Raw genomic sequence first — 25,385 nt, 5'->3', positions numbered from 1 at the left:
CGGGAAACCCATGGATTATCGTTATTTTCTGGCCGTGTTTGATTCAGGTTCGCTGGCGGCGGCGGGTGAGCGCCTGCATATCGCCCCCAGCGCGGTCAGCCGCCAGATCGCTCTGTTGGAAGAGAGTATCGGTGTGCCCTTGTTCGAGCGTCGGCCACGGGGCATGGAACCGACGGCGGCGGGCAGCGCGCTGGCCCACCACGCCAGGCGCGCCTCGTTGGAGGAACAAGCGCTGCTGTCGGAGTTGCGCGGTGGAGATTACCCCGGCGCGCGCGTGATTCGCCTGGTCTCGACAGAAGGGCTATCGCGCTATTTTCTGCCGAACGTGCTGATCCAGCATTACCGGCAACACCCGGATTTCCAGTACGTGTTGGAGGTGATGTCGCCGTTCGAATGCGCAGAGAAAGTGAAGCGTGGTGATGCCGACGTCGGGTTGACGTTCAGCACAGAGCCGACCGATGGTGTCGAGATCCTCTATTCAGGCCGCTCGGCGATACGCGCGATCATGCGCGCCGGCCATCCGCTGGCGACGCACAAGCAATTGCCCCTGCGCGCGCTCGCGCCGTTCCCCTTGGCGCTCACCCCCAAAGGCACGACCCAACGGCAGCTATTCGACCTGGTCTGCGAAATGGAGGGACTGGCCTTCAACCACGTGATGACCTGCAACTACTCCGGAGCCATCCACGAGTTTGTGCGCCACACCGACACCGTCGCCTTGGGCGGCGCAATCAGCCAGCGAGTGAATGGCAGCGATGAGCTGGTGTCGATCCCGCTGACAAACCCTCGATTTGCCGACCGCTCCGTTCAAGTCCTGACCATGCCCAAACGCACACTGCCACCCTCGTTGCAGCGGTTTATCGAGACCTTGATTGACTGCCTTGAGACCGTCGGCTGAGATCGGTTACCGTCCTTCCAGCAACGCCCCGGCCTGATCCAGCAGCGCCAGCGGATCACTCGCCTTATGAATATCCACCGACAACAACTGCCTGAACTTACGCGCTCCCGGAAACCCAGTCCCCAATCCCAAAATATGCCGAGTGACATGGTGCATCGAGCCACCGCTCGCCAAATGCTCGGCAATATAAGGCCGCAACTGCACCAACGCCTCAGCTCGGCTGATCACCGGCGCCGCACTGCCAAACAACTGCTGATCCACTTCCGCCAGCAAATACGGATTGTGATAAGCCTCCCGGCCCAGCATCACCCCATCAAACGTCTGCAAATGCTCATGGCACTGCTCCAACGTCTTGATCCCACCGTTGAGAATGAACTCCAGCGCCGGGAAATCCCGCTTCAACTGCGCCGCCACGTCATAGCGCAACGGCGGAATGTCACGGTTCTCCTTCGGCGACAACCCCTCCAGGATCGCAATCCGCGCATGCACCGTAAAACTGGTGCACCCCGCATCCCTCACCGTCCCGACAAAATCACACAGCTCGGCATAACTGTCACGCCCATTGATCCCGATACGGTGCTTCACCGTCACCGGAATCGACACTGCGTCGCGCATCGCCTTCACACAATCGGCCACCAGGGCAGGGTGCGCCATCAGGATTGCGCCGATCATGTTGTTCTGCACCCGGTCGCTGGGGCAGCCGACGTTCAGGTTCACTTCGTCGTAACCGGCGGCTTCAGCCATGCGAGCGCAGGCGGCCAGGTCGGCGGGGACGCTGCCGCCCAACTGAAGTGCAAGCGGGTGCTCGGCTTCGTTGTGGCGCAGGAAGCGGTCGTGGTCGCCGTGGAGGATAGCGCCGGTGGTGACCATCTCGGTGTAGAGCAGGGCGTGTTTGGAGAGCAGGCGCAGGAAGAACCGGCAATGGCGGTCCGTCCAATCCATCATAGGTGCAACGCTAAAGCGCCGAGACAGTGCGGTGCTTGATTCTGCTGGGCTAAAGCTCTGTTTATCTAGCATTTTACTCAACGTGTTCTAGGCGAGTTTTAGGGCGTTTTCAGGTGTTTTTGGAAGCTCGGTGGTACGATGTACCACATCAAAACTGACACGTACCACTTTCGATATGGCGACCATCAGGGCAAGAAAACTGGCGGATGGGACTGTGAGCTACACGGCTCAAATCCGCATCAAACGCGACGGAGTGCAAGTCTACCAAGAGAGCCAGACCTTCGCCCGGAAACAGGCCGCCCAGGCGTGGACGCGCAAGCGTGAATCGGAGCTGGACCAGCCTGGCGCGATCGAGCGGGCCAGTCGGAAGGGCGTCACCGTCAAAGACATGATCGACCAGTACCTGTTGGAAGTAGGAAAGGCCCGGCCGCTGGGCAAAACCAAGAAGGCCACGCTTGAAGCCATCGGCAAGATGGACATCGGCCAACTGAGCGATACCGACATCACCACCCAATGCCTGGTCGACTTTGCCCTGTTTCGGATGAGCCGTGAGGGCGGGGGCGTCCAGCCGCAAACCGCCGGCAACGACCTGGCGCATCTCGGCGCCGTTCTGGCGATCGCCAAAGACGCCTGGGGCTATCAGGTAGATCCGCTCGCCATGGGCGGCGCCCGCCGGGTGCTGCGTAAGTTGGGCTACAACCTGAAAAGCCGCGAGCGTGACCGCCGGCCGACTTTGGACGAGCTGGACAAGGTTCTCACGCACTATCAGGCCATGCAGGCGCGGCGCCCAACGGTCATCAATATGCTCAAGGTCGTGGGCTTTGCCCTGTTCTCCACGCGCCGGCTGGATGAAATAACCCGCATCCGCTGGGCTGACGTCGACGAGCCTGGCCAGCGTGTGCTGGTGCGTGACATGAAGAACCCCGGGCAGAAGATCGGCAACGACGTGTGGTGCTACCTGCCGGACGAGGCTTGGCAGATCCTCCAGACCATGCCGAAGGCCGGCGAAGACATCTTCCCCTACAGCCCTGAATCGATCTCCACGTCCTGGGCCAAAGCCTGCAAGTTCCTGGAAATTGTGGACCTGCACTTCCACGACCTTCGGCATGAAGGCGTCAGTCGCCTGTTTGAAATGGACTGGGACATTCCACGCGTGGCAAGTGTGTCGGGCCACCGGGATTGGAATTCAATGCGGCGCTACACCCACCTGCGTGGCAAGGGTGACCGTTATGTGGGCTGGGAATGGCACGGAAAGATACTGAGGGCGCCCGTCCAACTGGGCGCCGCATCAGAGAAGTGGCTCAAACGGCGTGTTTTATCCCGTTGAGCTGGTTGTGTTCCTTCACAGCGGCGGCGCGCTGCAAATCGAGGTAGGCAGCGAGGTCGGTGAGGTGGATACCTTTGGCCGACTTCTGGCTCGGTTCCAGGCGGGTGATGGGTAGCTTGATCTGACCGCTCATCACCTTGCGTTGGAACATCTCTGGCGTCAGGTGCGTGAAGTAGTCCCGGCACACCAGCTCCAGGGGAATAATCGCCTGGCCGTCGTATTGGGCCATAAGGATGAAGGCTGTATTCATGGCGGTCCCCTTACATCCGAAACGATTGATGAATGAACGCGGGTGGCACCTTGTGTTCTGCGGGTTTTGCCCGGTCGCCTTGAATCTCGCAAACGAATCGATGCCGGCCTTGATTGGGCGGAGTAAGAGCCTCAGTCAGGCCTGGCACAACTGAGGTGCATTGCTCGTAGGCGTCAGAGCCTTCCCAACTATCGGCCCTGACCACCTGACAGTCCGTACGGGTTGCATCCGCGCACAGATAGAGCAGAAGGAATACGGTCATACGTTAACCCCCATAAGCATGCGTGTCAGTGCATTGGGTTGGCCGTCCGGCGTCAGCTTGTGGAGTGGTTTGGTGACAGTGCCGCCGTTCGCGGTGCGTACTGTGGCAACGCCTCCATCGATCTCTTCAATCACGCCAGTAAGAGCACTGAGGTGGTATTCACGGTCACCACCGCTCATTGCCACGTAGCTGACCTCGTCGCCGACAGCGAGCGGTGTTGTGGTAGCCTCTGCGGTGCCGCCTTTGGGTTGATTCACTTGCATGGTGCTTCTCCTTTGGGTGGTCGGTGTCGAGGGGTTGCAGCCCCTCGGCACCACCTTCTTATTGGCTTTCGCCGGTTGGGTTTTGCTTTCGCACCAGGTGCAGCAGCAGGTTTTCGAACTCAACGACTTCATCCGTTGCCGACTGCCATTCCAGCACTGCCTGGATCTGATCCCGGCTGCACTCCAGCACCAGAATCTCTTTATCGCTGACCGCTAGAACTTCAAGAATCGCGATCAGACCGGCAGGGTCATAGGCTTCGGCGTGAACGATTTTCCCGGACTCGTTAAACCAGTCTTTCAGCTCTTTCACGTGCCGAAGGCGGTTGGTTTCCCCCTCGCGGCCGTCACCAGTGATGACTTGTAAGTGCATGGTGCTTCTCCTTTGGGTGGCAGGCGTTGCAGCGCCTGAAGGGGTTGGCTGTCGAATTCGTCAGGCGTTGAAGTGCCAGCACTTCACGATCGGCTGCTTGGTGATGACGGCGTTGCTGTTCTTGGCCTGGTGAGCCCGTACCGCGCTATCCGTTGCTTTATTGGTGTCGATCAACTTGCGCGAACGTGAGTCTTTCAAGCGCTCGCGCAGCTCGCTGACGTCGGCAATCTTCTGGCGATGCTCGGCCGCGCACTTCACAAAGTCGTTGAGGTTGATGGCTATGACGTTGTCTTTCTTACTGTGGTTGACCACGGGACCGTCAGCGTCGAGGCCTTCCAGGTACTCGTAGACTTCCCAAAATTCAGCCACCACCGGGTGGTCGGAGCTGATCGAGGACTGACGCTCAATCGCCATACGGATGATCTGCGTGCGGGTGTGGCTGATCTGCGGTTCGGTGAGTGGCACCACCATGCGCAGGCAGTCGAGCAGGGCGAGCAGTTGGGCGTGGTTCTTGTTGATCCGCTCCACTCGGATGTACCCGCGCAGCTTGTTGCCGCAGTGCTGACAATCGGCTTGCTCGTCCTGAAACGGTGTCTCGCAGGCAAAGCAATGCGAATGCAGGTTGCGCAACTTCGCCTCGTAGCCAGGGATGCGCTGGGCGAACAGCTCCATCACTTCCAGTTCTTTGCGAACCGCCTGCAATACAAAGTTGCTGAGCTTCGAGCCTTCCAGGGCATTGAGCCGATCTGCCGCCGCTCGGCTCTCAGGCGTAACGTTCGGGCGCACAAAGTGCAGTTTCACAATCCGGGTCATGATTGCTTCAGACGCCACCACAGGGGCGTTCTGGCTGATGGCAATCGTGCCGCGAAACGGCGGTTCGTAGGTCTCGTTGCCGGCGGTTTTGACGCCCTTGGTCGCGAGCGTGCCGCCGCCGTAGTAGTCCTTGAGTTCGTCCCATTCGAAGGTCTTGGCGTGGGCCTTGTCGTCGCCGCTGCGGTCCGACTCCAGCAGCACAATGGGCATGCCGGATACCTGGCCCATCAGACGGCTGCGGCCGGCCTTGGTGGACTTGGACGGGTCGAACCCTTCGTATCCGTCCCGGCCTGCCAGTTTCCAGAGCAGGGTGAGCAAGGTGGTTTTACCGGCGCCGGCTTCGCCCGTTGCTTCAAGGAACGGAAACGACTGGTAGCGGCTGCGGATTTGTTCGGCGAACAGTGAGCCAAACCAGAACGTCAGCGCGACGATCCCCTGCGCGCCAAAGCACTGCCACAAAAGGCCCGGCCACTGTTGGTCGTAGTTTTTACCGTCCTTCTCCAGATCGATCTTCACACCCTTTTGCAGGGTCTTGAGCTTCAGCTTGCCCATCTCAAAAAACTCCTCTTCATTGATGTGGATGACCTGGCCTTCGCGGACGGCTACGTCGTTGAACACGTAGCAGTGGTATTCCTTGCTGTAGCCCACGTAGTCGATGGTCTGAACGGTCTTGATGCCGAAAAGCTGGTCTTTCATGAGTTTGTCCAACTGTTGTCCACTGCCGGTGAACACGGCCCCGGCGCCCATGCCGAGAAGTCTTTTTTTGAATTCGCTGGCGACGGCGACCTGGCCCCCGGTGAAGGTGTTTTTCACTGACCCACCGTCGTGGGGGAAGTCGACGCGGAAGAAGTACCAGGACTCGTCGGTAATCTCGTTGCGCTGGAAATAGAGGGCTTTGGGGTAGCAGTTGGCGATTTCGACGACGCAGCCGGCCACGTTCAGGGCCTTCTCCCGCAGCTGCTTTTCGTTCAGCATCTGGGCTTCCTGGTCTTCGCTTTTCTCCAGCGCCTGCTTGGCGCTGTTGTATTTCGCAAGGTCCAACTTCCACCAGTACAGGCGGGAGTCGAAACAGAAGTGAAACTCCTCACGCTCACGCCACTGGTACATGAGCAACGCCTTGTCGCTGGCACTGTCTGCTATCAGCAGGGCGCCTTGATGGCGGGCTTCCTTCAGGTCTTTTTCGATTCGTTCCGCACGGGCCTTCTCGTCATCGATAAATGCCCAGCGTTGATGCAGATCGTTCCAGTCAACCTTGCGTGCATCCGGCTGCGTGACCTGAGCGGCGTCGCAGGTAAAGCCGAGTTCGCGGGCACGTTTCACCCAGGTGCGGGTGTATTTGTGAGCGCCTGGCTCGTTGTCCAAGGCCCAAACCAACTTGGGAGTTTTACCGCCGCGAGCGGTGATGAGCGCCTTCAGCGATTCTTCTGGAAAGGCGTTTGATGACAGAGCGGCGACAGCCGAGATACCGTTTTGAATGAGCGCAATCGCGTCGAAGATGCCTTCAACGATCCACAGTTCGTTTACTTCCAACAGGTCCAGACACGGTGGGCACCACCAATGCCCTCTGTAGCTCTGGAGCGGTTGGAACCGGGCCTTCTTCTTGCCGAAGCGGGAAGGCTGATCAATCAGGCGCTCCCAGTACCCGCCATGCTCAAGTGGAAACCGCACGGTTGCAGAGCCGATATTCAGGTCGCGATCGAAGTAGCTTTCCTGGGTGTACCAGCCCTCAATCAGCTCCACACGGAAACCCCGGGCGAACGCCAGGTAAGCCTGGGCACTGGCGGCTGGCTGGTCACTGGTAGCCGGTGCGCGCTTGCTCCAGTCGTCGAATAGGTCCGGGTACAGCTCTTTTGTGGGAGCCATGTACCGGCACTTTTCCTCACGGCCACAGCGTATGAACCACGGCTCATCGTGACGCGAGAACAGGCGTTTCTGATTGCACTGGGGGCAGGTGCCCTTGCGCATGTAATGCGTGCCGGTCATGTGCTGAAGGCCGTAATCGGACTCCAGACGCTGAAGTACATCAGCCCGGATCTTGTCTTCCATAGGCTTACGTATCACTGCGGACGCTCCGCAGTCGGCACAACGAGCTGCTTCTTCAGTTCGTGGCGCGTCTTACCAATACCTGCCAGGTGCGGGTAGTCGGCAAGCACTTTTGGCCCGCGCTGGCCGTTCGGTACATTCCGGTAGCGATCGGAGTACCAAATATCAGCCATGGTGACTTCGTACTGGCTGGTCAACCACAACAGGTAGTGCTGCGCCTGCTGCTCGTCCAGCTCAAGTTTTATGGTGATTTTGCTCATTTCGGCCACCAGTAAGTTGCAAATTTCCCCTACCCACGCGGTGCGGGCATACATCAGGGATTGGTTTCGGGTTAGTGCGGGAGGTTGCGAGTCAGCAGCAGGCGCGTGGGAAGCAAGCGCGCTGAAACGGGGTGTCGCTGTTGGGTGCAGTTGTCGAGCAGCCAGATGACCGGTCGAAACGGACTGCTATTGGGGTGAACGCCAAGCCATGCAACGCGCTTGCAGGTCATGCTTTCGAACTCGGCAACGGCCAGTTCAGCGATGCGTTGCACCAGGTGCTGAGGGACTTCAAGCGACAGCGTCAGATAGCGGGCGCAGTTCTCAAGCAACTGCGTGTCACCGGCCAGGTGCTGGCAGCGATGGCGATAGAGGTAGGCCACCGCCGCTTGTTGCATAGCGGCGCGGTAGTCGCTGGTGGGGTTTGTGGTCAAGGCGATGGCGTTCATACAGTTGCACCCTCCATTTCCATTTGGTCCAACAGATCAGGTTGATCATTGGCGGTTTTCATTGCCTGGCGACGAATGACCACGTCCGCAATCGGCAGCTTTACAGCGGGGTTGGGCATGCCGCTGGGGCTCAGTTCGTGGGTCATTTGAAATTCAGCGCGCACCGACCAGCCGCAAGCTTCGTTGGTGCATTGCATGTAAGTGATACGCAGGAAAATGTGTTGGCCTTCGCTGGTGCGGATGCGCATACGGCCTTGGCAGTGGGGGCAAACCAGTTTGTAGGTACTCACTAGACAGCTCCCTGGCTGTAGAGCTGGATGGTCGCGAACACTTCGGCGTAGCGAGCGGACATGTAGGTGATCAGTGCGGAGATGATTGCGTCGGCTTCCTTCTTTTCGATGACGCCATCGTCCAAGGCGGCAGACATGATCTGGTCGACCTTGCCCCGTTTAGCCGATGCCTTGAGTGAGCGGCTATACAACTCCACGTTGTCCAGGTTCTCCGGAAGGCTCAACGGAACGAACATGCCGCCGTACAGTGAGGCGATGTAATCGGCCAGGAACGTTGTGCCGGCGACTTGCTCCAGACGGTGAATATGCACGTCGGTGAGCGGGCGGCTGCCGGCGTTCTCGTAGGCCTGGTTGTCGAACTTCTTCAGCGGCATGCCGAGGTCTGCCGAGGCGTATTCCCGGCCACCTGGGTAGGCGCCGATGACGGCCATCACAACGCTCTTTCTGCTGTCTAGAACTGGGCGTTTCATCTTCTGGTTTCCCCTTGGAGCCAGAGGCCCTAGTTTGTGATCACGCCGTCTTTCTTGATGCCGAGTAACACGGCGGCGCGATGAGCTTCACCGCGCAGACACTTTTTCTGCCCGTTCAGTACTGCGTAGACGGTTGAGGGATGAAGGCCGTACTGAATGGCAAAGTCCTTGACGGACATGCCCTTCATTTCCAGACGAGTTCTAGCGGCCTGGCATGCTTGCTCGGGTGCATAGGTGGCGTGCATAGTTCGGATTCGTGTGATTTCGCGTAATGGTGTGATGATATTGGTTCAGGTATTTGAACCTGTCAATGCTTGAGGTTCAAAAAATATGACCATCAGCATTCGGCTGAAGGAAGAGAGAGCGCGCCTGAAGCTCAGTCAGACTGATTTAGGTGCTGTAGGTGGAGTCGGCAAAACCACCCAGATAAATTACGAAAAAGGAGTAGGGAGCCCGGACGCTACGTACCTTGCAGCTGTGTCAGAACTTGGTGTGGATATCTTGTACGTCGTTACTGGAGAGCGTAAGCCACAGATGGCCGACAGCCTCAGTATCGAGGCAGCACGATTTCTGGAGGTCTACGAGCAAGTCAACGATGACGACCGCCAGGTGCTTCTGAGAATGGCGTCAGCGTTTGCGGCTGCCGCAGGTATAAAGAACAACGGCTGAGTCGATCTTTAAGCAAGGCAGTAGGAAGTAGCACACCGACCACGAAGGTCGGTTTTTTCATGGAAGCTCAAAGGAGTAGAGGAATGGCGTTGAAGCCTTGTAAGTCCTGCAAACACACCGTGGACGCATCTGCGAAAACATGCCCCAACTGCGGCGTGGCGAATCCAGGTGTATCAACTGGCAGCGCGATTGGAGGAGGCATCCTTCTTGTAATCATCATTGCAGTTGTCGTTTCAATGTGTTCTGGCGGGAAGAGTGACAAACCCGAAGATAAACAGGCAGAGAAACAAGCGCAGGTGGATGAAGCGGCCTGTCGCAAAGACCTTCAATGCGCGGGCGACAAGTACACCGTCGCGGTTGGTGTGTATTGCAAGGATTCTGTGGCACGCCTGGCTAAGTACACCTCCCGCTGGACAGATGGAACCTTTGAGCCGAAGTTCAGCCATTTCCGTTGGCTAAACCAAGAGCAAGGCACCATTACTTACATAGGCGATAAAATCGAATTTCAGAACGGTTTCGGTGCCTTCCAAAAACACATCTACGAGTGCGACTTCAATCCCGCGAATAACCAGATACTTGATGTTCGCGCTCGTCCAGGGCAATTGTGACGTAACAGAGGCTCATAGTTTTTTTCTGTCCGGTGCGATGACACACAAAAACGTGATGGAGATTAGCTGTTCCCCGGGAAACCTCAACGGCGCCATGGTGGCGCCGGGTACCGGTTGCGTGTGAAAGGAGTATTCGCATGATGGAGAACAGCGGTGTGTCGGAAAGCAAAGTGTCAGTCGTAGACGCGAACTGCCTGAGCGACCAGGAAGTGAGGTTGCTCGCGATGTTCAGGGCGATCAACGTCCAGCGACAAACTGATGTAATGCGATTGTTGGAAGTTTTTGTATACGCACCTGACCAGTGAGCTATAACCCCGGCACTGCGTCGGGGTTTTGATTGAGGTTGACCCAGAGCATAGGAGGGCACGTGTCTAGCGATTATCAAAGTCTTAATACAGATCGTCTGGCTCAGATTTTCAAGGAACGCATAACAAAACCCAAGTGCCCGTTTTGCGAGCACGATGATTGGGTGTTGCCACATATCACGGGTTCCTCCGGTGTAAGGGTTCCTTGGGCGTTTGGAAACAATTTTCTTATGACTGGTCCAGCTGCTGTGATGCTTTATTGCAAAAACTGCGGGTTCATGCGGCTGCATGCTCTTGCTGCATTGGACGGTGTTCTTGTCGAGCCCGACGTCATTGAAGTCGGTCCGTTAAAGGAGGCGCCATGAGCGAGCCGTTTGAGCTGGTTAGCCTGAATGACAGGTTCCCTGGTCGCTTCGAGGGTGACAGAAAGGGAGGTGGAGACGATAATGGAGTCAGCCCCCCACCGGGACCTCCGGGAGAAGATCCAATGGAAGCACGCGTAGCGAAACTTGAAACCCACGTTGAATACATCCGTAGAGATCTGGATGAAGTCCGTGGTGATGTCAAAATCATCAAAAATAGGCTGGCCTATTTTGCGGGTGCTGCGGTGGTTATCACGGCCATTCTGGCTTGGATTGCGAACAACCGATTTGACCAGGTGCTACAGCTGTTGACCAAATAACTGTCAGATTTTCATTCAAACCCGGCGATTGCCGGGTTTTTTATTGGAGCGGTCAAATACTCACGCCTCTACCACCGCCTGCATTTTTTTCCATTCCCTATCCACCGCCCGTTTGGCCGTCTTCTCGCTGGCATACAACCACTTCAGCCGCCTCGGTTTGGTCTGATCCCCCGCAGTAATCGTTTTTTCCTTCCCGGTTTTCTGGTCGCGGTAGTGCGCGATGATCCCCGTGTAGTCACCCTTGTTCTCTTCTGCCAAGTCTTCAACGTTGTCCTCCGGCAACTTGCTTTCCAGCTCCAGGCTCACCGTATACCCGCCGTCCGGGCTCAGGCTGTGCTGCACATTCCCGCCATACCAAATGATCTCGTCAATTTCTGCCTTCACACCTTGGAGTGTGTACGTCAGCTCGGGAATCAGATCCGGCCGGCCCATCGCGAGGGTGTAGCTGAGCGTGGCACTGCCGCGCTGTAAGCGCCGAAACTCCGCCCGTGCCGAGCGCAGGGCTGACTGCTGATCGCTGTAGGTGTGGCGCAGGTCTTTGAGGTTGTCACCACCGCCGGCAATGGCTTCCTGCTTCTTGGCGCTGTTCACGTCGTAGTAATAGGCCCTCACACCGTCGTAGCTGTCGCGGTCGGCTTGCAGGTAGCGGTGTTGGTCGCCGTCTTCGCGGGTGAGGACGATGTGGGGCAGGTCCATGCCGCTGGCGGTCTTGCCGCCGCCCGCTGGCAGGCACAGCAGGCAGCCGGCTTTGACGCTGGCCACCGCGTCGAATTCTTCGCCCAGGCGGCTGATCAGGTTGGCGTCGGACTCGTTGGCCTGGTCGAGCTGCAGGATGGGCAAGCCGTCGAGGGCGCCGGCGATGGTGGCGGTGAGGCCGTTGCCAATGGCGATATCGCCCAGGACGTCGCCGAGCGTGGTGTTGCTCCAGCTCCGCTCGCGTTTGGTTTTCAGACCCTTGCGCAGGTCTGCCGATCGAGCGCGGATGCTGAGCACGTCCGGTGCTCCGCTGTGTTCGGTTTCGTCGACGGTGTAGGTGCCTTTGTCCACCAGGCCGGTGTCGCTCCAGCCCAGCCACAACCGCAGCACCGCGCCCTTGGGCGGGATGGTCAGCAGGCCGTCGTGATCGCTGAGGGTGATGCTGAGTTGGTCGGCCTCTACGCCGCGGTTGTCGGTCAGCTCCAGGGTCATCAGTCGCGGGCTGATCAGTTGGGCGATGTCCAGGCCGTCAACGGTGAGGCGGAACGCTGGCACCGAGTAGGCTGCATCGCGTACATAGCGCTCGGCGGTGTTGCGCAGGTAGCCGGTGACCTTGGATATGACGGACTCGATCACAACAGGCCTCGCAGGATGTTGACGCCTAGCCGGGTACCGGCACCGAGCAGGTCAATGCGGTCGTCGTCGGTGCGCTTGAGGCTCAGGGTGAATTCAATGCGCCGTGGGGTGCCGTCGCTGAAGAAGATGGTCTTGGTCTCGCTCAGGCTTTCGATCACCCACAGGCCGTAGATCCGGCCGGTGCCCTCGACCATGGGCCAGGCTTTGCCGGTGTTCGCCATCAGGCGTATGGCGTCGAGGCTGAGGGTGGTGCCGGCCAGCTCGGGGAAGATAATGCCGGGGAGGGCGATGGCGTCGTCGCCACGGCCCACGAACTGCCGCGCGGGCGCCGCGCCGATGCGGTTGTTGCTGGCATGGCGCCAATCGGTTTGGCGTTGCAGCTCCTGGTAGGCGGCGGTGCTGAGGCTGAACACGAACATGCCGAGGGCCATCATCATGGTGGTTATTCCAGGTCGGAGAGTTTGCTGCGCTGACGCGCTTTCTTTTCGTTTTCGATGCGGGCGAGGATGGCGCGCAGGCTCTTTTCCAGGCTTTGCATGTCTGTGCCAGGCCCTGCCGCGACGTCGATTTGGTACACGTCGTGACTGTCGTAAACGACTGTCGGCGCCGCGCTACTGATCGGCGGCTTGGTGTCGACGGCAAATGCAGGCATGGCAGTGGCGCCCAGGGCAAGCGTACCGGCGGCTGTCATCTGCTTGGTCATGCTGCTCAGGGCGTCCAGAGGGCCTTTCTGCCCACCTTCCAGGCCTTGTGTGAGGCCGGCCATTGTGAACCCACCCAACTCGGCGAACACGCGGGACGGGCTGTGGATACCAAGCTTTTCCTTGAACCATCCAATGCTGGCGTCGCCGATCGAGCTGATCGCCGCTTTGACGCTGCCCAGTCCTGCCATCAGCCCGTTGACCAAGCCGTTGACGATCATGTTGCCGAACTCGGTAAAGCGGTTTGGCAGATCCACGCCCAGGTAACTCAACATTGCGGCGAAGGCCTGGTAAATCAGGCCGATGGGGCTGAAGTTCGCCAGGGTGTTGATGATGCTGATGATTCCGCCGCTGAACCCTGCTTTGATCTCCGTCCAGGCGTTGGTGAAGTAGTTCTTCACTGCGTCCCAGTTCTGGTAGATCAGGTACGCACCGGCAGCCAGAGCGGCAACGACTGCAGCGATGGTCAATACAATCGGATTGGCCGCCAGGCCCCATAGCGCAATACCGACTGTGCGCAGGGCAGTGACAAGGGCGCCGCCCATGGTAGTAGCGAGCATACGAACGCCCTGGGCAAACATGGGGAATACGTTGCGAGCCAGGCCGGTCAGTGTGGGGAACAACTTGCCGATCATCTTGCTGACACCGCCACTTTGCAGACCGAACATCGTCATGCCGTAGCGAAGCACTGCAAAAGGTCCCAGCATGCTTGCCATGGTCAGCGCCAAGCCGCCGAAAACGAATGCCAGCCCAGCTATCGCGGCCACTACCTTGACCAAGCCACCGGCCAATTTCGGATTTTCTCGTGCCCAGGTGCCGATGCTGTTTGTGATCTCGCCCAGTGTGTTGATCAGATCCTTCAGATCGGGTGCTACAGCCGCACCGAACTCTGCCATGGCGTTAGTGAAGCTGCCTTCGGCGGCTTCCATGACGTTAGTCAGGGTGTTGAGCTGTTCGTTGACGCGGGTGCGCAGGTCGGCCTGGCTTTGCAGCTTCTGCTGGACTTCCCGATAACCAGCGAGACCCTTGTTCATCATGGCGTCCAGGGTCGACATCGTCTCCGCATCATCCCCGAACAACGTCTTTTTTATTTCTGTTCGGTCGATATCGTTCAGGCCTTTCAGTTTCTCAATTTGTGCATACAGATTTTCCAGGCCCGCAAAGTTTCCCTTGTCGTCCGTAAACTTAAATGACATCCCCGGTTTAGATTTCGCGAGCGCTTTGTTCGCTTTATCGACTTTGTCTTGATTTAGCCCGGCTTGGAAAATTTTGCGGAAAGCGTTACCTGCGGAACCGCCGTCCATAGCAGCCTGATCCATCATGATCAGTAGCGGCGCTAGTTCCTTGGCTGCATCAATCCCCGACTTCTTGATCACGTCCATCACTGGGGCGATCTTGCTGAAGCCCTGGAGCATGTTGCCGGGGTCCACACCGGCATAGAATCCGCGCTGTATGGTGTCCATCAGGCCCATCATGTCTTTTTCGGTGGTGCGTGTAGCGTCCTGCATCTTGGCGGCGAATTCCGCCGCTTCCGTAGCCTCCATTTTCAGCTGGACTCCAAGGTATGCAGCAGCTTCACCCGTGCCTCCAAGAATGCTCTGCGCGCTCAGACCCTGGCGCCGCAGCATGGTCATCATGTTCTGGAAGTCGGCCGTGGTGCCGGGCAAACGGTCGCCCAGCTTGGTGGCCAGCTCGGTGATTTTTTGGAAGTCCTCCGAGACCTTGCCGGTGTCGTCCATCATCGACACTTTGAGCTGTGTGGCGGAGTCCTCATTGGGCGCAAAGGCTTTCACAGCAGCTACTACCGGGCGGCTCGCCGCGTAGCCGACACCCAAACCGGCGGCACCGTTCACGGCCATGTTGCCGGCGGCACGCTGGGATTTCTCCATCTGACTTCGTGCCACCGCCGCCCGCTTGTGCTGTGCACTCAGCTCGGCCATGCGCTTGCCCTGCAAGCTGATGCTGGCATTGGTAGCGTTGATTTGTTCGCGGAGCTGGCGTTCGTGAGTGCCAAGGTTTTTCGTACTGATGCCAGCGTCATAGAGCTTGGAGCGCAAGCCTTGCAACTGTTCGCTCTGTTGCTGGTGCTGTTGCTTGAGCCTCGTGGCTTCCCGAACTGCCGCCTGGAAGCTCCTGGTCATTGCCCGGGTCGGCGTGTCGGTCGCGGCGAGTTCCTGGCTGAAGGTTTTGACGCGATCACGGGCATCGATGAGGGCCGCGCCGGTTTGCTCGGCGGCTGCACGCTGCGTCCGCCAGGCGCTTATGTCTTTCTGTTGGCTGTTGAGTTGCTTAAGGCTGTCGCGAGCAGCCTTGAGCGCGCGAGCGGTTTCAATGCCACCTTCGCTGATGTGCTTCAGTGGGCGTGTAGCCTTGTCGATGGTACTGAGCAGCACCTGAAGTCGCAGATCATTTCCCATCGTTAGAACTCCGTACCCTGGCACGCTCGCGCCAGTCCATCAGCTCTTGCAGGCCCAACTGATCCATGTCAGCCGGTGCCCAGTGAAAAACCACAGCCAGGTCAGCCATGGCGTCCTCTACGCAACGAGGGATGCATCCGTCTTCATCGATTTCTGTAGCAAAAAACCGCACACCTTGGTGCCGAGCGCGAAGAGGTCGGCAGGGTCCATTAACGTGACTTCTACGGCGGTGAGGGATGGAGTGCTGATGCGCGGCACGACCTTCATGAGGCTGTTGACGTCGATCTGCAGCAGCTCAGCCAAACTCACACCGCGCAGTTCGCCCGCGTTGGGCTTGCGCAACGCGATGCTGTCGATGGTGGTGGTGCCACGGCGGATCGGCGTGTCGAGGATGACGGTGTTGTCGTCTGCCAACGTTTTTACTTGGGCTTGTTCGGTGGCTTCGTCTTTCATGGGTAGAGCTCCTGGTGATGAAAAGATTGGGTTAGCGATCAATGACGGCTATCAAAGGCCAATGGCGCTGCGCTGTTTCTCCAGCATGTCGACGCCACCCACCTTCTCGATGAAGTTGAGCAGGTCGATTTCGATGATGTCTTCGTTGTCGACGGTCAGCTTGTAGTAGGTGCAGGTGGTTTTGATGGTGTGTTCAGTGTCTTCGCCTGGTTTGGCTTCACCCATTTCGATGCTTTCGTGACGGCCGCGCACGGTGATTTCCACGGCGCTGACTTCACCCGTGTCGTCTTGCTCGAAAGCACCCGCGAAGCGCATTGCTACACCCGACGCATTCACCGCGCCGAACTGCTTGAGCACGATCAGATCGAGACCGCCGAGCTTCCACTCCAACTGGATGCCGTCGTCGGACATGCCCAAGTCAGCCTTGACCGGGCCGTTCATGCCGCCACCGCGATAGGCTTCCATCTTGCGGCCCAGGGCCGGCAGGGTGACGGTCTTGGCTATGCCGGTGTAGCTACCGCCGTCGTTGAACAGGTTCATGTTTTTCAGCTTGTGGGGCAGGGCCATGGCGGTGTTCTCCGGTGTTATGGCACAGGGTTGGCTCCCCTTGCGGGGAGGCCCGGTTTACGCGTTGACGGCGGCGGCGAACTGCATCAGGTAACGGTCGGTGATGCGCTGACGCAGGGTGAGGTCTTCCAGGGGCGGCACAGGCGTGTAGTCGTAATCGAGGGTCAGCTTGCCGGCCTTGAGGGTGTCCTTATCGTTGATGTCTTCGGGGTACCAGCAGCTGCCGCCGATCAGGTAGCCCTGGGCGATCAGCTCGCGGAATTTGGCGTTGATCCCGTTGATAATGTCTTTGACCAGGGACGCGTGCATGGGCTTGTCCATGGCCCACATGTGGGCCTCGGCCATGGTGTCGGCGATGATTTGTGCGGTACGGGTGTAGTTTTCGAACGCGAACAGCGGATCGTCGCTACAGGTACGGCTGCCCCAGAAGCGGAAGCCGCCTTCGTTGATGAGCGTGGTGACTTCGTTGGCGTTGAGGTAGTTGGCGTCGGTAGCCGGGTTTTGCAGATCCCAGAACACATCGGCGCTGATGCCGGTCACGCCGTTGACCGCGACGTTGGAGAGGGTCTTGTGCCAGCCGGTTTCCTTGTCGATCTTGGCTCGCAGGCCCAGGGCGCGGGCCACCGCCGATGCGGTAACGGTCGCGCTGGTGACCGTGTCCCAGTTTTGGAACTCTGGCCAGATCACCATGACCTCACGGGCGCCGAAGTTTTCGCGGTAGGCGACCACCTCTTCCTTGGTTTTGCAGTCCCAGGCGCTTACGTAGGCGAAGGCGCGCAGGTCCTGGGCAATAGATACCAGTGCAGTTGCCACCGGCTGGCTGTCGAGGCCTGGCACGCCGAGAATGCGTGGCGTCATGCCCACGCGGGCCTTGGCCGCGAGCAGGGCTTTCATGCCGGTGTATTTACCGTCGGCGGTGGTTGTGCCGATGAGGGCGGTGGTGGTGGCGGCTGAGTCCGCGCCTTCCTTGACCCGCACCACGATGGTGTAGGGCTTGGTCTGGTCGGCGATGGCCTGCAGGCTCTTCGCCAGGGTGCCCTTGACGCCGGCTTTGGCGATGGCAGTTTGCACATTGCTCAGCAGGACAGGAGTGTCCAGCGGGAAAGCGAGCGGGTCTGCATCTTCAGCCGTACATACCAGGCCGATGACTGCGGTTGCGATGGTGCGAATGGGGCGGGTGCCGTCGTTGAGTTCGAGAACCCGCACGCCGTGGAGATAGTCTGAACCGGCCATGGGTGGTTGCCTGCGCTGTGATGGAATGACAGTGCACAGGCTGCCGCGCGCGCGCCGGTTGGGCGAGCGCGCAGGCTTGTAGAGAGGCGGGGTACAGGTGCGAGTGGGTTACTGGAGGTGTTCAGCCAACCAAGCGGGCTGTTCGGGCCTGTACTCGATTGCTGGGAAATGCTCCGACTCAGGCCAGTCGCGCAGATCCTGGCGGTAGCCCTGCAGTTGCTTGTACTGCTCGGCGGTGAGAGTCGTAGGGCGCTCAGCCTCCAGTTCGTCGCGGTGGCGGGCGATCAGCGGATCGGTGAGCAACAAAACCCTGTCACGAACAGCACGTTCCCGGCTCTTCAGTTCCTCCAAGGTCGGCCCTGGGGCATCAATAATGATCGGCCTACCATTCTCGCCCGCCGTAAAGGTTGAGCCACCACTAGCAACAGCCCGAAATATGGCGTCATGGTCCGCTTGAGATACCTCAACGACCTCATCTTCTGGCGGCAGTAAACATGCTGGATTGGGGGCAGAAATCTCCGGCCATTTTGCTTGGTCATCTGGCACGTCAATCAGGGGCGCCTCTGCGTCCATATCGGGGATCAGTATGAACTCTGGGGCCAAACTGTCTTCGCTCCATTCCGGGTTAGGCACCTCAGTAGTGGGGAGTTCCCATGCCGGATCCAGGACTTTTCGAGTCGGCCTTACCCATTCGGGATCCGGTATCTGGATGGTGCGAGTTCCGTGGAATAGCTCATTGAAAAAAGCGTTCGCTTTTGCGCTATAGAAGATTTTCACAATTCAGTTACCCCTTGCTTCAATGATCGCCACCAAGCCACCTTGGACAATGCCCGCCCATTCCTCTATGTGAATAATGCAGCCGTCTTTAGTTGGGGACAGGTAGTACGCCTGAACACACGCGGCCGCAGTTGTCGTTTTTTTCAGGGTTATCTGCGCGTTGATAAACTGATTCGGAAATTGAAACTGCCAGGTGACATTAATGGCTTTGATCGATGAAAGATCATCAAAGGCAATTTCTTGCCACTGCTTGATTTCCCCCGTATCCGGGTTTTTGCTCCAGCCATTTGTAGACAGCAGCGCCGTGTCTTTAGGGCGATCGACCTGCAAACTCACCACGGTACCATTTGCGTGTTTCATGTATGGCAGTGCTGCGTTGCCTCCCGCAAACCCCGCTTCGGAGCAGGTATTGCCGTTTAGTTTTCCGCTTATAGCCGTCGATACATAGGCGCAGTTGGCTATGAACCCACCCACGTATCCTGGGGCTTGAGTCGATACTGTGGTGTTGCTTGTGATTGCAGGGACGGACAAAGCATTTGGAACACTCAGGATTCCGTTTGCGCTATAGGACATAAGAGGACCAAGGGTCTGATTATCAGCCCCAACTGTTCCCCAGACGAAACCACCCGTACTGCCGCCGCCCTTATTGCAGATAAATTGCGCCGTCCCAGTGCCAGCAGACCCCCAACCAACATAAGAACCCAGCTCGCTGTAACCTGTGACCTCAGAATTAAAAGACAACCCCATAAATTTTGGATTGAAGGCGCCGCCGCTTTTGGGCATCCCGTCAGTAATGCCAGCCCCGGCCAACGTAGTTGGGTTCGTTCCTGCAATCACGCGACCGAGCTTATCTACGGTCAAACTGCGATAAGTACCTGCTACGATCCCGGTGCGCCCAGCGACAACCTCAAACGTCAGCTCCGTTGTACCCAGGACAATGGGAGCATCCGTTACCAGCTGCCAAACGCTATCGCCGTTGGCCGTACCCTTTTCGACAGCGACAAAAAGACCTGGCGTCACCTCCACGCTGGCGTCTGCATCCTGCGCACGCTTCCACGCCCCGCCTGCGGGCACAACGTAGATGCCGTTATTCCTGGCCAGGTCCTGGTCCTTCACCAGCACCCGCGAGCCCTCCACCAACAACACACCGTCGACCGTCTGAATGCCGCTCAATGTGATGTTGGCTGTGGTCGCGACCAATACCGAGTGCTTGAAGTCCAGTTTGGCCAGCGCCTCAATGACCGACGTGTCCACGTATTCGCGCGTGGCGAGCACCACGCTTGGGTCAATCTTCAACTCAATGTTGCTCGTACTGCTGACGATCAGGTTGATCCGTATCACCTGTGTCCGACCGGAACCCTGGGCGAGCAATGGCTTGAACGTGGGCGCGCAGTTGGCGACTGCGACCATGTCGCCGTCTGCGTCGTAAAGCGCGAGTTCGCGCACCCACCAACCGCCAACGCTTTCCGGGATGATCTGTTCGGCGATAATGACGCTGGCGTTGGTCGGGTCCACCTTCACCTGATTGAGCGGAGCACGGCGGCGTTCGTTGATTAGCTTGGTCTGCGTGCGGCTGGGGATTGGGTCTGTGCCATTGGCATCCCCCACGCCCATCTGAGCGAAAGTCCAGGACGTACCAAGGGCGGCAGCGTTGGCCTGCTTGGCTTCGCCGACAGCGGTGAGGATCGCGAAGAACTGGCTGTTTTGGTCGGTCATGAGTAGATGTCCATCGTGTCGATATGATGTTCGCGGCCACCGAGGCGAAACGCGCCGCTGACTCCAATGTCGCGCTGTATTGGTGGGTAAACGCTGAGTTCGTCGCCTTCGTACACGCAGGCACCGATGTGCACGGTGCCCGTATTTTCCAGGCTGATCGCCAGACCGGTCAGGTGCCGGGTGAGGGGCTTGGCGTCATCGATCAGCCACGTCAGCTCCCTGTACATTTCTTCGGTGATACCGGTGTCCAGCACGCCGACCTTCAAGGCAAAGGTGCCGGGCACAGCTTCTGGTACGGTTTGCCACCACTCCATCACTTCAATCAGATACCCCAGCGGCTCGACCACGCGCCGCAAGGCGCCGATGGTGCCCTTGTGCGCGTGGATGTAGCGGGATGAACGAATGGCGGCGCGCTTGGTGGCCTCGCTCCAGTTGCTGTCCCAGCGATCGACTGAGAAGGCCCAGGCCAAGTAGGGCAGGACGGCGACCGGACAAGTGTTTGGGTTGCAGAGTTGGCGCAGTGGAATCGGCACGCGCTGAATTTCCGCGAGCGCCTTGGCTGCCAGGCTTTCGAGCGGCGTGGAGTTGTTGGGAACCAGCTGTTGGGCGCCCATTACTCGGCACCCCGAGTGATGGTGATGGCAGTGCAGTATGGCGCCTGGGCTTTGGTGGCGACGATATCGACCCAGTTCTCCAGTTCTACCTTGCGCACGCCCTCGACGAATAGCGCGGCGTGCAGGGCAGACTCTGATACCTCCATCGCCAGGCGTCGACGTTGGTGGACATAGGCCAGTAGCCTTTGCTCAGCTGCAGCAAGGATGGGCTCCGATTCGGGGCCACTGGTCAGCAAATAGAGTTTGGCTTTGACCTGGTAGCGGATGATCTCCGCGCCTTGGACGGTCAGGCGGTCGGCCACGGGCCGGCGATCATCATCGCTCAGGTATTTTTTGACCCCAGCTACCAGGTCGGCCGACGCTGTTCCGTCGCCGAGCAATGCCTGCACGGTCACTACCACGACTGCAGGTGATGGACTTTCGGCGGTGGCGTCGGCAACCCGGCCGTCTGCCCCTCGAGCATGGAAAATGTAGCTCTGGCGTGGGCCAGCGGTGCTCAAACCCTCCCAGGACATCTGCGCGCGCTCACGCAGGCTGTCGTCGCTTTCCATCAACCGTGCCACAGGCGGAATCGCCATCGGCTTGGCTTCCTGAACCACCAGGCGCTTGACGTTGAAGTTGCCGGCTAACTGATCCAGGTCTGGGCCTTTCGCCAGGGCCAGCAGGTTGGCAATCGACGCCTCATTCACCCGCTGACGCCAGAGGGTTTCACGGTAGGCGTTCTCTTGCAGCAGCTTGGTCAGGGGCTCCGATTCCAGCTCAAGGCGGGCGGCAATCTGCGCCTGTTCCTCGATCGGCCACAGGCTGATCATGTACGCCTTGCGCTCGGCCAGGATCACTTCGAAGTCGATCTGCTCGACGATTTGCGGGGCCGGGAGCTGGCTGAGGTCAATCGCGGCGAAGGAGTTCATACGCTGCCACCCATCTGCAATGGCACGCTCAGGCTTAACGGTTCATTGCTGTCGACGATCGAGCCTTCCAGCTCCAGCGCCGATTGCCCTTGCAGGTTTGCGCCGAGGAACTGCACGCGGCTCAGGCTGATACGGGGTTCCCAACGCATCAACGCCATGACCGTGCCCGCGTAAACACGCAGGCGCGTGGCGTCATTGAAAGGGTGGTCCACCAACTCGGGCAGCAGGCTGCCGTATTCGCGGCGCATCACGCGAGTGCCAATGCGGGTAGTGAGGATGTCGTTGATGCTCTGGCCGATGTGGTCCAGTTCGCTGATGGCGGCGCCGGTTTCTCGGTTCATGTTGATACAGGCCCCCCAGATAGCTCGCTGCCGGACTTCACGTCGCGGTGCGGGTGATTTACCAGGCTCACACCCGCCGCGACCACGTCTTCGGAAACGGTGACAAGGCCGATCACGTTCTGGTTGCCGGTTTGGTTGTAATCGCCCTGGTGATTGATCGGGCCGATGATGTTGATTCCGCCCTTGCTCACCAGGCTGGTGGTGCCGCTGTCGGGCAGGGTGGCGTTCAGGTGGTGTAGGGCGCTGTCGTACTCGATCACTGCGCCGTCCGTATAGGTCCGACGGTGCAGGCCGGCGCGGTTGCCGTTGGCTGGGATGTGGTCGCTGAACAGGCCGGTTACGACGACGCCGTTTGCGAGCTGGCCGGACGGACTGAACAGGATCACCTGTTCGTCCACTGTGGGCGGGTCCCACTCGCGGTCGGATCCGGCGCGCAGGGCGAGCCACGGCAACCATGCAGTGGTCAGTTCACCGGTTTTTACCTGCACGCGCGGAGGCTCCATCTGCACGGCGGCGATGACGCCAAAGCGGATGAGGTTTTCGAGCATACGGGAGAGGGCGGCGAAGTCGTTCATGGCGCCGATGGTGGCGCCACGCGCGTGCGAGTGCAGCTTCATCACCTTGTAGGGGTGGGGATTACAGTGTCAGGTGCGCAAGCAAACCATCACGGATCATATCTAGGTCGGCATCTGTAAAGCCGAGAACCTCACGTTGTTCGTATTTCACATCGGGAGCGCCGCGCTCGGCACGATCCTTCAAACCGAACTGGTGAACCCTAGCAATACGGGCAATACGCCCGGTGAACCCCACCGAAATACCATTGCTGTCGCCCCGCACCTTCAGATAGGAAGCGGTTCGCAGCTTCTTGAACATCGCCAGCTTCCGCCGAATACGGCCTTTTTTGCCTCGCAGGTCACGCTTTTTACGCGGCGCGTACTTGCTGCCATCGGGATTTTCCTGCGCCATCACGCGCTTCTGCTGGCTTCGGCGCAGTTCCTGCCCAATGCTCCGGGCCAGTTTACTGCGCTCCGCTGGCTCCAAGCGCTCCAGCAGCACCGCTGCCCAGGTCTCCAGCGCTTCCAGATTATTCGCCACTTGGCACCATCCATTCACTGGTATTGCCCTGTGCACCAGGCTTCCAGTTCGGATCGAGATAGCCCACCACATACTGCGGTTCGTTCGGGTGCTTGACGGTGGTGTTGCCCTGGTCATCCTTACCGACAACCACGCGCTCCGTAAGCGCCAGGGTGATGCTGAGGTCCACCTTGTTCTTGTCGAGGATGTCGGCTTCGAACTGGATGCCATTTTTGACCTTGTCCAGGTTTTCCAGCAGTTCGGATTGGTTGACGCTGAGCCAAGCCAGGATGGGCAAGAACACACTGTCAGGGTGGCCGGCGAACTCGGTGAGGATGATCTGCAGGTCAAAGCTGTATTCGAATGACAGTGTGTGTGCGGCGGTGCAACGGACTTTGCCGTTGTCGATGAAAATCAATAGGCGGTCGGGGTTGTGCTTGAACTCGGCGACGGTGGCCAGGAGGTGAGCGCGCAGGCTTTCGTGCTTGTTCATGGGGTCGCCTGTTGGTGTTTGTAGACCATGTCGACTTGGGCGGCACAATCGGCCCACGCGGCTTCGACGCGGTCCTGGTCGGTGAGTTGATCGCCGTTATTGAGTGGGCTGGTCGCCGGCAGGATGCACGGCACCACGGCCGGACAGCCAGTCACGGTAAGCTGCGGCGCCGGTGAGGGCGGGACGCTCGCGCAACCGGCGAGCAGCGTCAGGCAAAGGCTGGTCAGCCCATTTGCGAAGTTCGTCGTTTTCAAGTTTGAGTACCTCAATGGTGCGCTCACGCTTTGCCAGGCCCTGGCGCAGTTGGTCCTGCTGGCTGCGCAGTTGGCTCTGTGCTTCACGTTCCTGTTTCAGGGTGTCAGTGAGGGTGTTGGCGGTGGCCAGGTTGCGGTCAGCGTCATCGCGGGCGGTCTTGGCCGCAGCCTTTGCCAGGTCGGTTTTGACTTCGGCGACGTTAATGCGCACTTCCTGACTCCAGATCAGCAGGGCTAGGGCGCCGAGCAAGGCAATGCCGTAAAGGGCCTGGCGCAGCGTGCTCACGCGCGGTACCAGCCGAGTTTGTTCATGGCTGCGGTGTCGAGTTGCATGATCGGGCCACGCACAATCACCGCTCTGGCGTTGTTCATCAACTGGATGCATTCGGCCAGTCGCTCCATGTCGGCCTGTTCAGTCGAATCGGGTACGACCAGCAGATCGCCGTCCTGAACGCGCAATTTCTTCACCGCTTCGAAGTCGATCATGCCGCCACCCCTTGTCCGCATTCGCAGCTGGCGTGCCGTTCATAGGCGCGCTGGAGCTTGGTGTCATAGAGATTCCGCTGGTAATCCGGCCCGTTGTAGAGTCGGGCGAACTCGGCCCATTTGCGGGCTTTGAGCGCCTTATGTAGCGCCGGATCGCTTTCGATGAAGCGGGTGAACGCGTCGAACTGCTGCGATTCGCCGGCACTCATCGCCGCCACGAAGGCCTGCACGCTGGCATAGCCCAGGCGCTGCCAGTGAAAGCCCATGATCTGGAACGCTCCCCAGGAAGCCGACTCCAGTGCGGCTGTGTCGTCGATCAGGCGGGCCATCGCCAGGCGCTGGTGTTCGGCCGTACCGCCGATGTATCCGCCGGGCTTCGGGTTGACCAGGGCAGGGTTGGCGGTGGCGAGCTGGTCCGCGTGACGCTTGAGTTCGGCCGCGTCATCGCCGGCATGTCGTGCCGTGGCGAGCTGGCGGTACATGATATGCCGTTCGAACAGGATCACCGGCTTGCCGTTGTCGAGAAAGCCCTTGCCCTTCGATTCCACTTCATTGACCGCATAGATGCTCGCCAACGGAACGTCGAGACGTTTGGCAGCGGCCACCAGGTCATTGTTGCGCAGCAGCTGTGTGCAGTCGCCACCAGCCAGGCTGGTTTGGGTCTTGGTGCCGGCGATACCGTCGGCGACCAGGCCGACTTTGACCTGGTAGGCGCGGACGGCAGCTTCTGTGGCGTCGCCGTAGTGCCCATCCGGCACCAGGCCGGCGCCGTGCTTGTTGAGGTTCTTTTGCAGCATTAGCACCGCTTGCGAGCGGTCGCCGTGGCGAAGGGTGGTGGTCATGCGCTGGGCCTCAACAGGGCGGCGACGTTGCCGCGTGAACGGAAAATCAGAGTGCAGAGCAGAACGATGGAAACGGCCTGCCACAGGCTGGTGGGCTGGCGATACAACAGGATCTCCAGACCGCAGATGCACAGTGCCGAGCCAAACAGGCTGGCAAGTAGCGAGATACTGCGCCGGTACCTGGCCTCGCCTCGGCTGTAGCAGGCCAGGCGCAGGGCACTCAGCAGGTAGGCGATTGCCGTGATCAGTTGCACGGCCAGTTCGATGCTAGGCATG

General features: G+C 59.2%; 35 protein-coding genes and 1 pseudogene. 6 read left to right on the top strand and 30 right to left on the bottom strand.

What is annotated here, in order from left to right:
• Positions 1-10: 10 nt before the first annotated feature.
• Positions 11-895, top strand: coding sequence for a LysR family transcriptional regulator (locus ACVWVP_RS10595; RefSeq protein ID WP_178921146.1), 885 nt, complete (start codon positions 11-13; stop codon positions 893-895).
• Between the two features lie 6 nt (positions 896-901).
• Here the strand turns inward: ACVWVP_RS10595 and dusA are convergent, their stop codons facing one another.
• A complete protein-coding gene (dusA, locus tag ACVWVP_RS10590) occupies positions 902-1,912 on the bottom strand; it encodes a tRNA dihydrouridine(20/20a) synthase DusA (protein ID WP_457405693.1) in 1,011 nt (336 codons plus the stop codon).
• Between the two features lie 103 nt (positions 1,913-2,015).
• Between dusA and ACVWVP_RS10585 the strand changes: the two genes are divergently transcribed.
• Positions 2,016-3,167, top strand: coding sequence for a tyrosine-type recombinase/integrase (locus ACVWVP_RS10585; protein ID WP_457405691.1), 1,152 nt, complete (start codon positions 2,016-2,018; stop codon positions 3,165-3,167).
• Here the strand turns inward: ACVWVP_RS10585 and ACVWVP_RS10580 are convergent.
• The 9 genes from ACVWVP_RS10580 to ACVWVP_RS10540 form a co-directional block, all read right to left on the bottom strand.
• Positions 3,142-3,417 carry a pyocin activator PrtN family protein gene (locus tag ACVWVP_RS10580; RefSeq protein WP_457405689.1) on the bottom strand — a complete coding sequence of 92 codons (276 nt, stop codon included), beginning with the start codon at positions 3,415-3,417 and terminating at the stop codon, positions 3,142-3,144. The two genes, ACVWVP_RS10585 and ACVWVP_RS10580, sit on opposite strands and share 26 nt — an antisense overlap.
• 258 nt (positions 3,418-3,675) lie before the next feature.
• Positions 3,676-3,942 carry a hypothetical protein gene (locus ACVWVP_RS10575; RefSeq protein WP_457405687.1) on the bottom strand — a complete coding sequence of 89 codons (267 nt, stop codon included), beginning with the start codon at positions 3,940-3,942 and terminating at the stop codon, positions 3,676-3,678.
• A 58-nt stretch (positions 3,943-4,000) separates the two neighbouring features.
• Positions 4,001-4,312, bottom strand: coding sequence for a hypothetical protein (locus tag ACVWVP_RS10570; protein WP_457405684.1), 312 nt, complete (start codon positions 4,310-4,312; stop codon positions 4,001-4,003).
• A gap of 60 nt (positions 4,313-4,372) precedes the next feature.
• The gene (locus tag ACVWVP_RS10565) at positions 4,373-7,171 is read right to left on the bottom strand and encodes a toprim domain-containing protein (RefSeq protein WP_457405780.1); all 2,799 of its coding nucleotides are present in this window, start codon (positions 7,169-7,171) and stop codon (positions 4,373-4,375) included.
• 11 nt (positions 7,172-7,182) lie between these two features.
• Entirely contained in the window at positions 7,183-7,428 is a 246-nt protein-coding gene (locus ACVWVP_RS10560) for a hypothetical protein (protein WP_177036319.1), read from the bottom strand.
• Between the two features lie 71 nt (positions 7,429-7,499).
• Positions 7,500-7,874, bottom strand: coding sequence for a hypothetical protein (locus ACVWVP_RS10555; protein WP_178921126.1), 375 nt, complete (start codon positions 7,872-7,874; stop codon positions 7,500-7,502).
• Entirely contained in the window at positions 7,871-8,164 is a 294-nt protein-coding gene (locus ACVWVP_RS10550; protein ID WP_178921124.1) for an ogr/Delta-like zinc finger family protein, read from the bottom strand. Before ACVWVP_RS10550 ends, ACVWVP_RS10555 begins: the two co-directional genes overlap by 4 nt.
• A complete protein-coding gene (locus ACVWVP_RS10545) occupies positions 8,164-8,634 on the bottom strand; it encodes a YmfL family putative regulatory protein (RefSeq protein WP_457405682.1) in 471 nt (156 codons plus the stop codon). The genes ACVWVP_RS10550 and ACVWVP_RS10545 overlap by 1 nt, the downstream gene beginning before the upstream one ends.
• Before the next feature lie 29 nt (positions 8,635-8,663).
• Positions 8,664-8,879, bottom strand: a complete 216-nt coding sequence (locus ACVWVP_RS10540; protein ID WP_065882224.1) for a DNA-binding protein — start codon at positions 8,877-8,879, stop codon at positions 8,664-8,666.
• 85 nt (positions 8,880-8,964) lie between these two features.
• Here ACVWVP_RS10540 and ACVWVP_RS10535 point away from each other — a divergent pair, with 85 nt between their 5' ends.
• The 4 genes from ACVWVP_RS10535 to ACVWVP_RS10520 all read left to right on the top strand — a co-directional run bounded on the left by ACVWVP_RS10535 (position 8,965) and on the right by ACVWVP_RS10520 (position 10,898).
• Positions 8,965-9,303: a helix-turn-helix domain-containing protein gene (locus tag ACVWVP_RS10535; protein ID WP_457405680.1), complete on the top strand. Its 339-nt coding sequence runs from the start codon at positions 8,965-8,967 to the stop codon at positions 9,301-9,303.
• A gap of 83 nt (positions 9,304-9,386) precedes the next feature.
• Positions 9,387-9,911, top strand: coding sequence for a hypothetical protein (locus ACVWVP_RS10530; RefSeq protein WP_065882228.1), 525 nt, complete (start codon positions 9,387-9,389; stop codon positions 9,909-9,911).
• Between the two features lie 367 nt (positions 9,912-10,278).
• On the top strand, positions 10,279-10,581 hold the full coding sequence (locus ACVWVP_RS10525; RefSeq protein WP_457405678.1) for a hypothetical protein: 303 nt from the start codon (positions 10,279-10,281) through the stop codon (positions 10,579-10,581).
• Positions 10,578-10,898: a hypothetical protein gene (locus ACVWVP_RS10520; protein WP_457405675.1), complete on the top strand. Its 321-nt coding sequence runs from the start codon at positions 10,578-10,580 to the stop codon at positions 10,896-10,898. Before ACVWVP_RS10525 ends, ACVWVP_RS10520 begins: the two co-directional genes overlap by 4 nt.
• Positions 10,899-10,958: 60 nt before the next feature.
• Here the strand turns inward: ACVWVP_RS10520 and ACVWVP_RS10515 are convergent, their stop codons facing one another.
• The 20 genes and pseudogenes from ACVWVP_RS10515 to ACVWVP_RS10420 form a co-directional block, all read right to left on the bottom strand.
• Complete coding sequence (locus ACVWVP_RS10515) at positions 10,959-12,230, bottom strand: phage late control D family protein (protein ID WP_457405673.1); 1,272 nt, start codon at positions 12,228-12,230, stop codon at positions 10,959-10,961.
• Positions 12,227-12,667, bottom strand: coding sequence for a phage tail protein (locus ACVWVP_RS10510; protein ID WP_457405670.1), 441 nt, complete (start codon positions 12,665-12,667; stop codon positions 12,227-12,229). The genes ACVWVP_RS10515 and ACVWVP_RS10510 overlap by 4 nt, the downstream gene beginning before the upstream one ends.
• A gap of 5 nt (positions 12,668-12,672) precedes the next feature.
• Entirely contained in the window at positions 12,673-15,348 is a 2,676-nt protein-coding gene (locus tag ACVWVP_RS10505) for a phage tail tape measure protein (RefSeq protein ID WP_457405668.1), read from the bottom strand.
• Positions 15,338-15,457 carry a GpE family phage tail protein gene (locus tag ACVWVP_RS10500; RefSeq protein WP_457405666.1) on the bottom strand — a complete coding sequence of 40 codons (120 nt, stop codon included), beginning with the start codon at positions 15,455-15,457 and terminating at the stop codon, positions 15,338-15,340. The genes ACVWVP_RS10505 and ACVWVP_RS10500 overlap by 11 nt, the downstream gene beginning before the upstream one ends.
• An 8-nt stretch (positions 15,458-15,465) precedes the next feature.
• A complete protein-coding gene (locus tag ACVWVP_RS10495; protein WP_457405665.1) occupies positions 15,466-15,801 on the bottom strand; it encodes a phage tail assembly protein in 336 nt (111 codons plus the stop codon).
• Positions 15,802-15,852: 51 nt separating this feature from the next.
• A complete protein-coding gene (locus ACVWVP_RS10490) occupies positions 15,853-16,368 on the bottom strand; it encodes a phage major tail tube protein (protein WP_457405662.1) in 516 nt (171 codons plus the stop codon).
• Positions 16,369-16,425: 57 nt separating this feature from the next.
• A complete protein-coding gene (locus ACVWVP_RS10485; RefSeq protein ID WP_457405659.1) occupies positions 16,426-17,601 on the bottom strand; it encodes a phage tail sheath protein in 1,176 nt (391 codons plus the stop codon).
• 108 nt (positions 17,602-17,709) lie between these two features.
• On the bottom strand, positions 17,710-18,378 hold the full coding sequence (locus ACVWVP_RS10480; RefSeq protein ID WP_457405657.1) for a hypothetical protein: 669 nt from the start codon (positions 18,376-18,378) through the stop codon (positions 17,710-17,712).
• A gap of 3 nt (positions 18,379-18,381) precedes the next feature.
• Positions 18,382-20,094 (bottom strand): phage tail protein, encoded by a 1,713-nt coding sequence (locus tag ACVWVP_RS10475; protein WP_457405655.1) that lies wholly within the window; start codon positions 20,092-20,094, stop codon positions 18,382-18,384.
• On the bottom strand, positions 20,091-20,708 hold the full coding sequence (locus tag ACVWVP_RS10470) for a phage tail protein I (RefSeq protein ID WP_457405652.1): 618 nt from the start codon (positions 20,706-20,708) through the stop codon (positions 20,091-20,093). Before ACVWVP_RS10470 ends, ACVWVP_RS10475 begins: the two co-directional genes overlap by 4 nt.
• Positions 20,708-21,619, bottom strand: a complete 912-nt coding sequence (locus ACVWVP_RS10465) for a baseplate J/gp47 family protein (RefSeq protein ID WP_457405650.1) — start codon at positions 21,617-21,619, stop codon at positions 20,708-20,710. Before ACVWVP_RS10465 ends, ACVWVP_RS10470 begins: the two co-directional genes overlap by 1 nt.
• The gene (locus ACVWVP_RS10460; RefSeq protein ID WP_457405647.1) at positions 21,616-21,960 is read right to left on the bottom strand and encodes a GPW/gp25 family protein; all 345 of its coding nucleotides are present in this window, start codon (positions 21,958-21,960) and stop codon (positions 21,616-21,618) included. The genes ACVWVP_RS10465 and ACVWVP_RS10460 overlap by 4 nt, the downstream gene beginning before the upstream one ends.
• The gene (locus ACVWVP_RS10455) at positions 21,957-22,535 is read right to left on the bottom strand and encodes a phage baseplate assembly protein V (protein WP_457405778.1); all 579 of its coding nucleotides are present in this window, start codon (positions 22,533-22,535) and stop codon (positions 21,957-21,959) included. Before ACVWVP_RS10455 ends, ACVWVP_RS10460 begins: the two co-directional genes overlap by 4 nt.
• Positions 22,536-22,596: 61 nt before the next feature.
• Positions 22,597-23,055, bottom strand: coding sequence for a phage virion morphogenesis protein (locus ACVWVP_RS10450; RefSeq protein WP_457405645.1), 459 nt, complete (start codon positions 23,053-23,055; stop codon positions 22,597-22,599).
• Positions 23,045-23,527 (bottom strand): phage tail protein, encoded by a 483-nt coding sequence (locus tag ACVWVP_RS10445; RefSeq protein WP_457405643.1) that lies wholly within the window; start codon positions 23,525-23,527, stop codon positions 23,045-23,047. The genes ACVWVP_RS10450 and ACVWVP_RS10445 overlap by 11 nt, the downstream gene beginning before the upstream one ends.
• A pseudogene (lysC, locus tag ACVWVP_RS10440) lies at positions 23,524-23,709 on the bottom strand (Rz1-like lysis system protein LysC); the annotation flags it as partial. The pseudogene lysC and the gene ACVWVP_RS10445, both read right to left, overlap by 4 nt.
• A complete protein-coding gene (gene lysB / locus ACVWVP_RS10435) occupies positions 23,624-24,067 on the bottom strand; it encodes an Rz-like lysis system protein LysB (RefSeq protein ID WP_457405641.1) in 444 nt (147 codons plus the stop codon). The gene lysB and the pseudogene lysC, both read right to left, overlap by 86 nt.
• Positions 24,064-24,267, bottom strand: a complete 204-nt coding sequence (locus ACVWVP_RS10430; protein ID WP_457405639.1) for a hypothetical protein — start codon at positions 24,265-24,267, stop codon at positions 24,064-24,066. Before ACVWVP_RS10430 ends, lysB begins: the two co-directional genes overlap by 4 nt.
• Entirely contained in the window at positions 24,264-25,109 is an 846-nt protein-coding gene (locus tag ACVWVP_RS10425) for an N-acetylmuramidase domain-containing protein (protein WP_457405637.1), read from the bottom strand. Before ACVWVP_RS10425 ends, ACVWVP_RS10430 begins: the two co-directional genes overlap by 4 nt.
• Positions 25,106-25,384 carry a phage holin family protein gene (locus tag ACVWVP_RS10420; protein ID WP_093511917.1) on the bottom strand — a complete coding sequence of 93 codons (279 nt, stop codon included), beginning with the start codon at positions 25,382-25,384 and terminating at the stop codon, positions 25,106-25,108. The genes ACVWVP_RS10425 and ACVWVP_RS10420 overlap by 4 nt, the downstream gene beginning before the upstream one ends.
• Position 25,385: the final 1 nt, after the last annotated feature.

It is taken from the genome of Pseudomonas sp. TE24901 (genome assembly GCF_054058375.1).
This window is presented reverse-complemented; position numbering and strand designations above follow the sequence as displayed.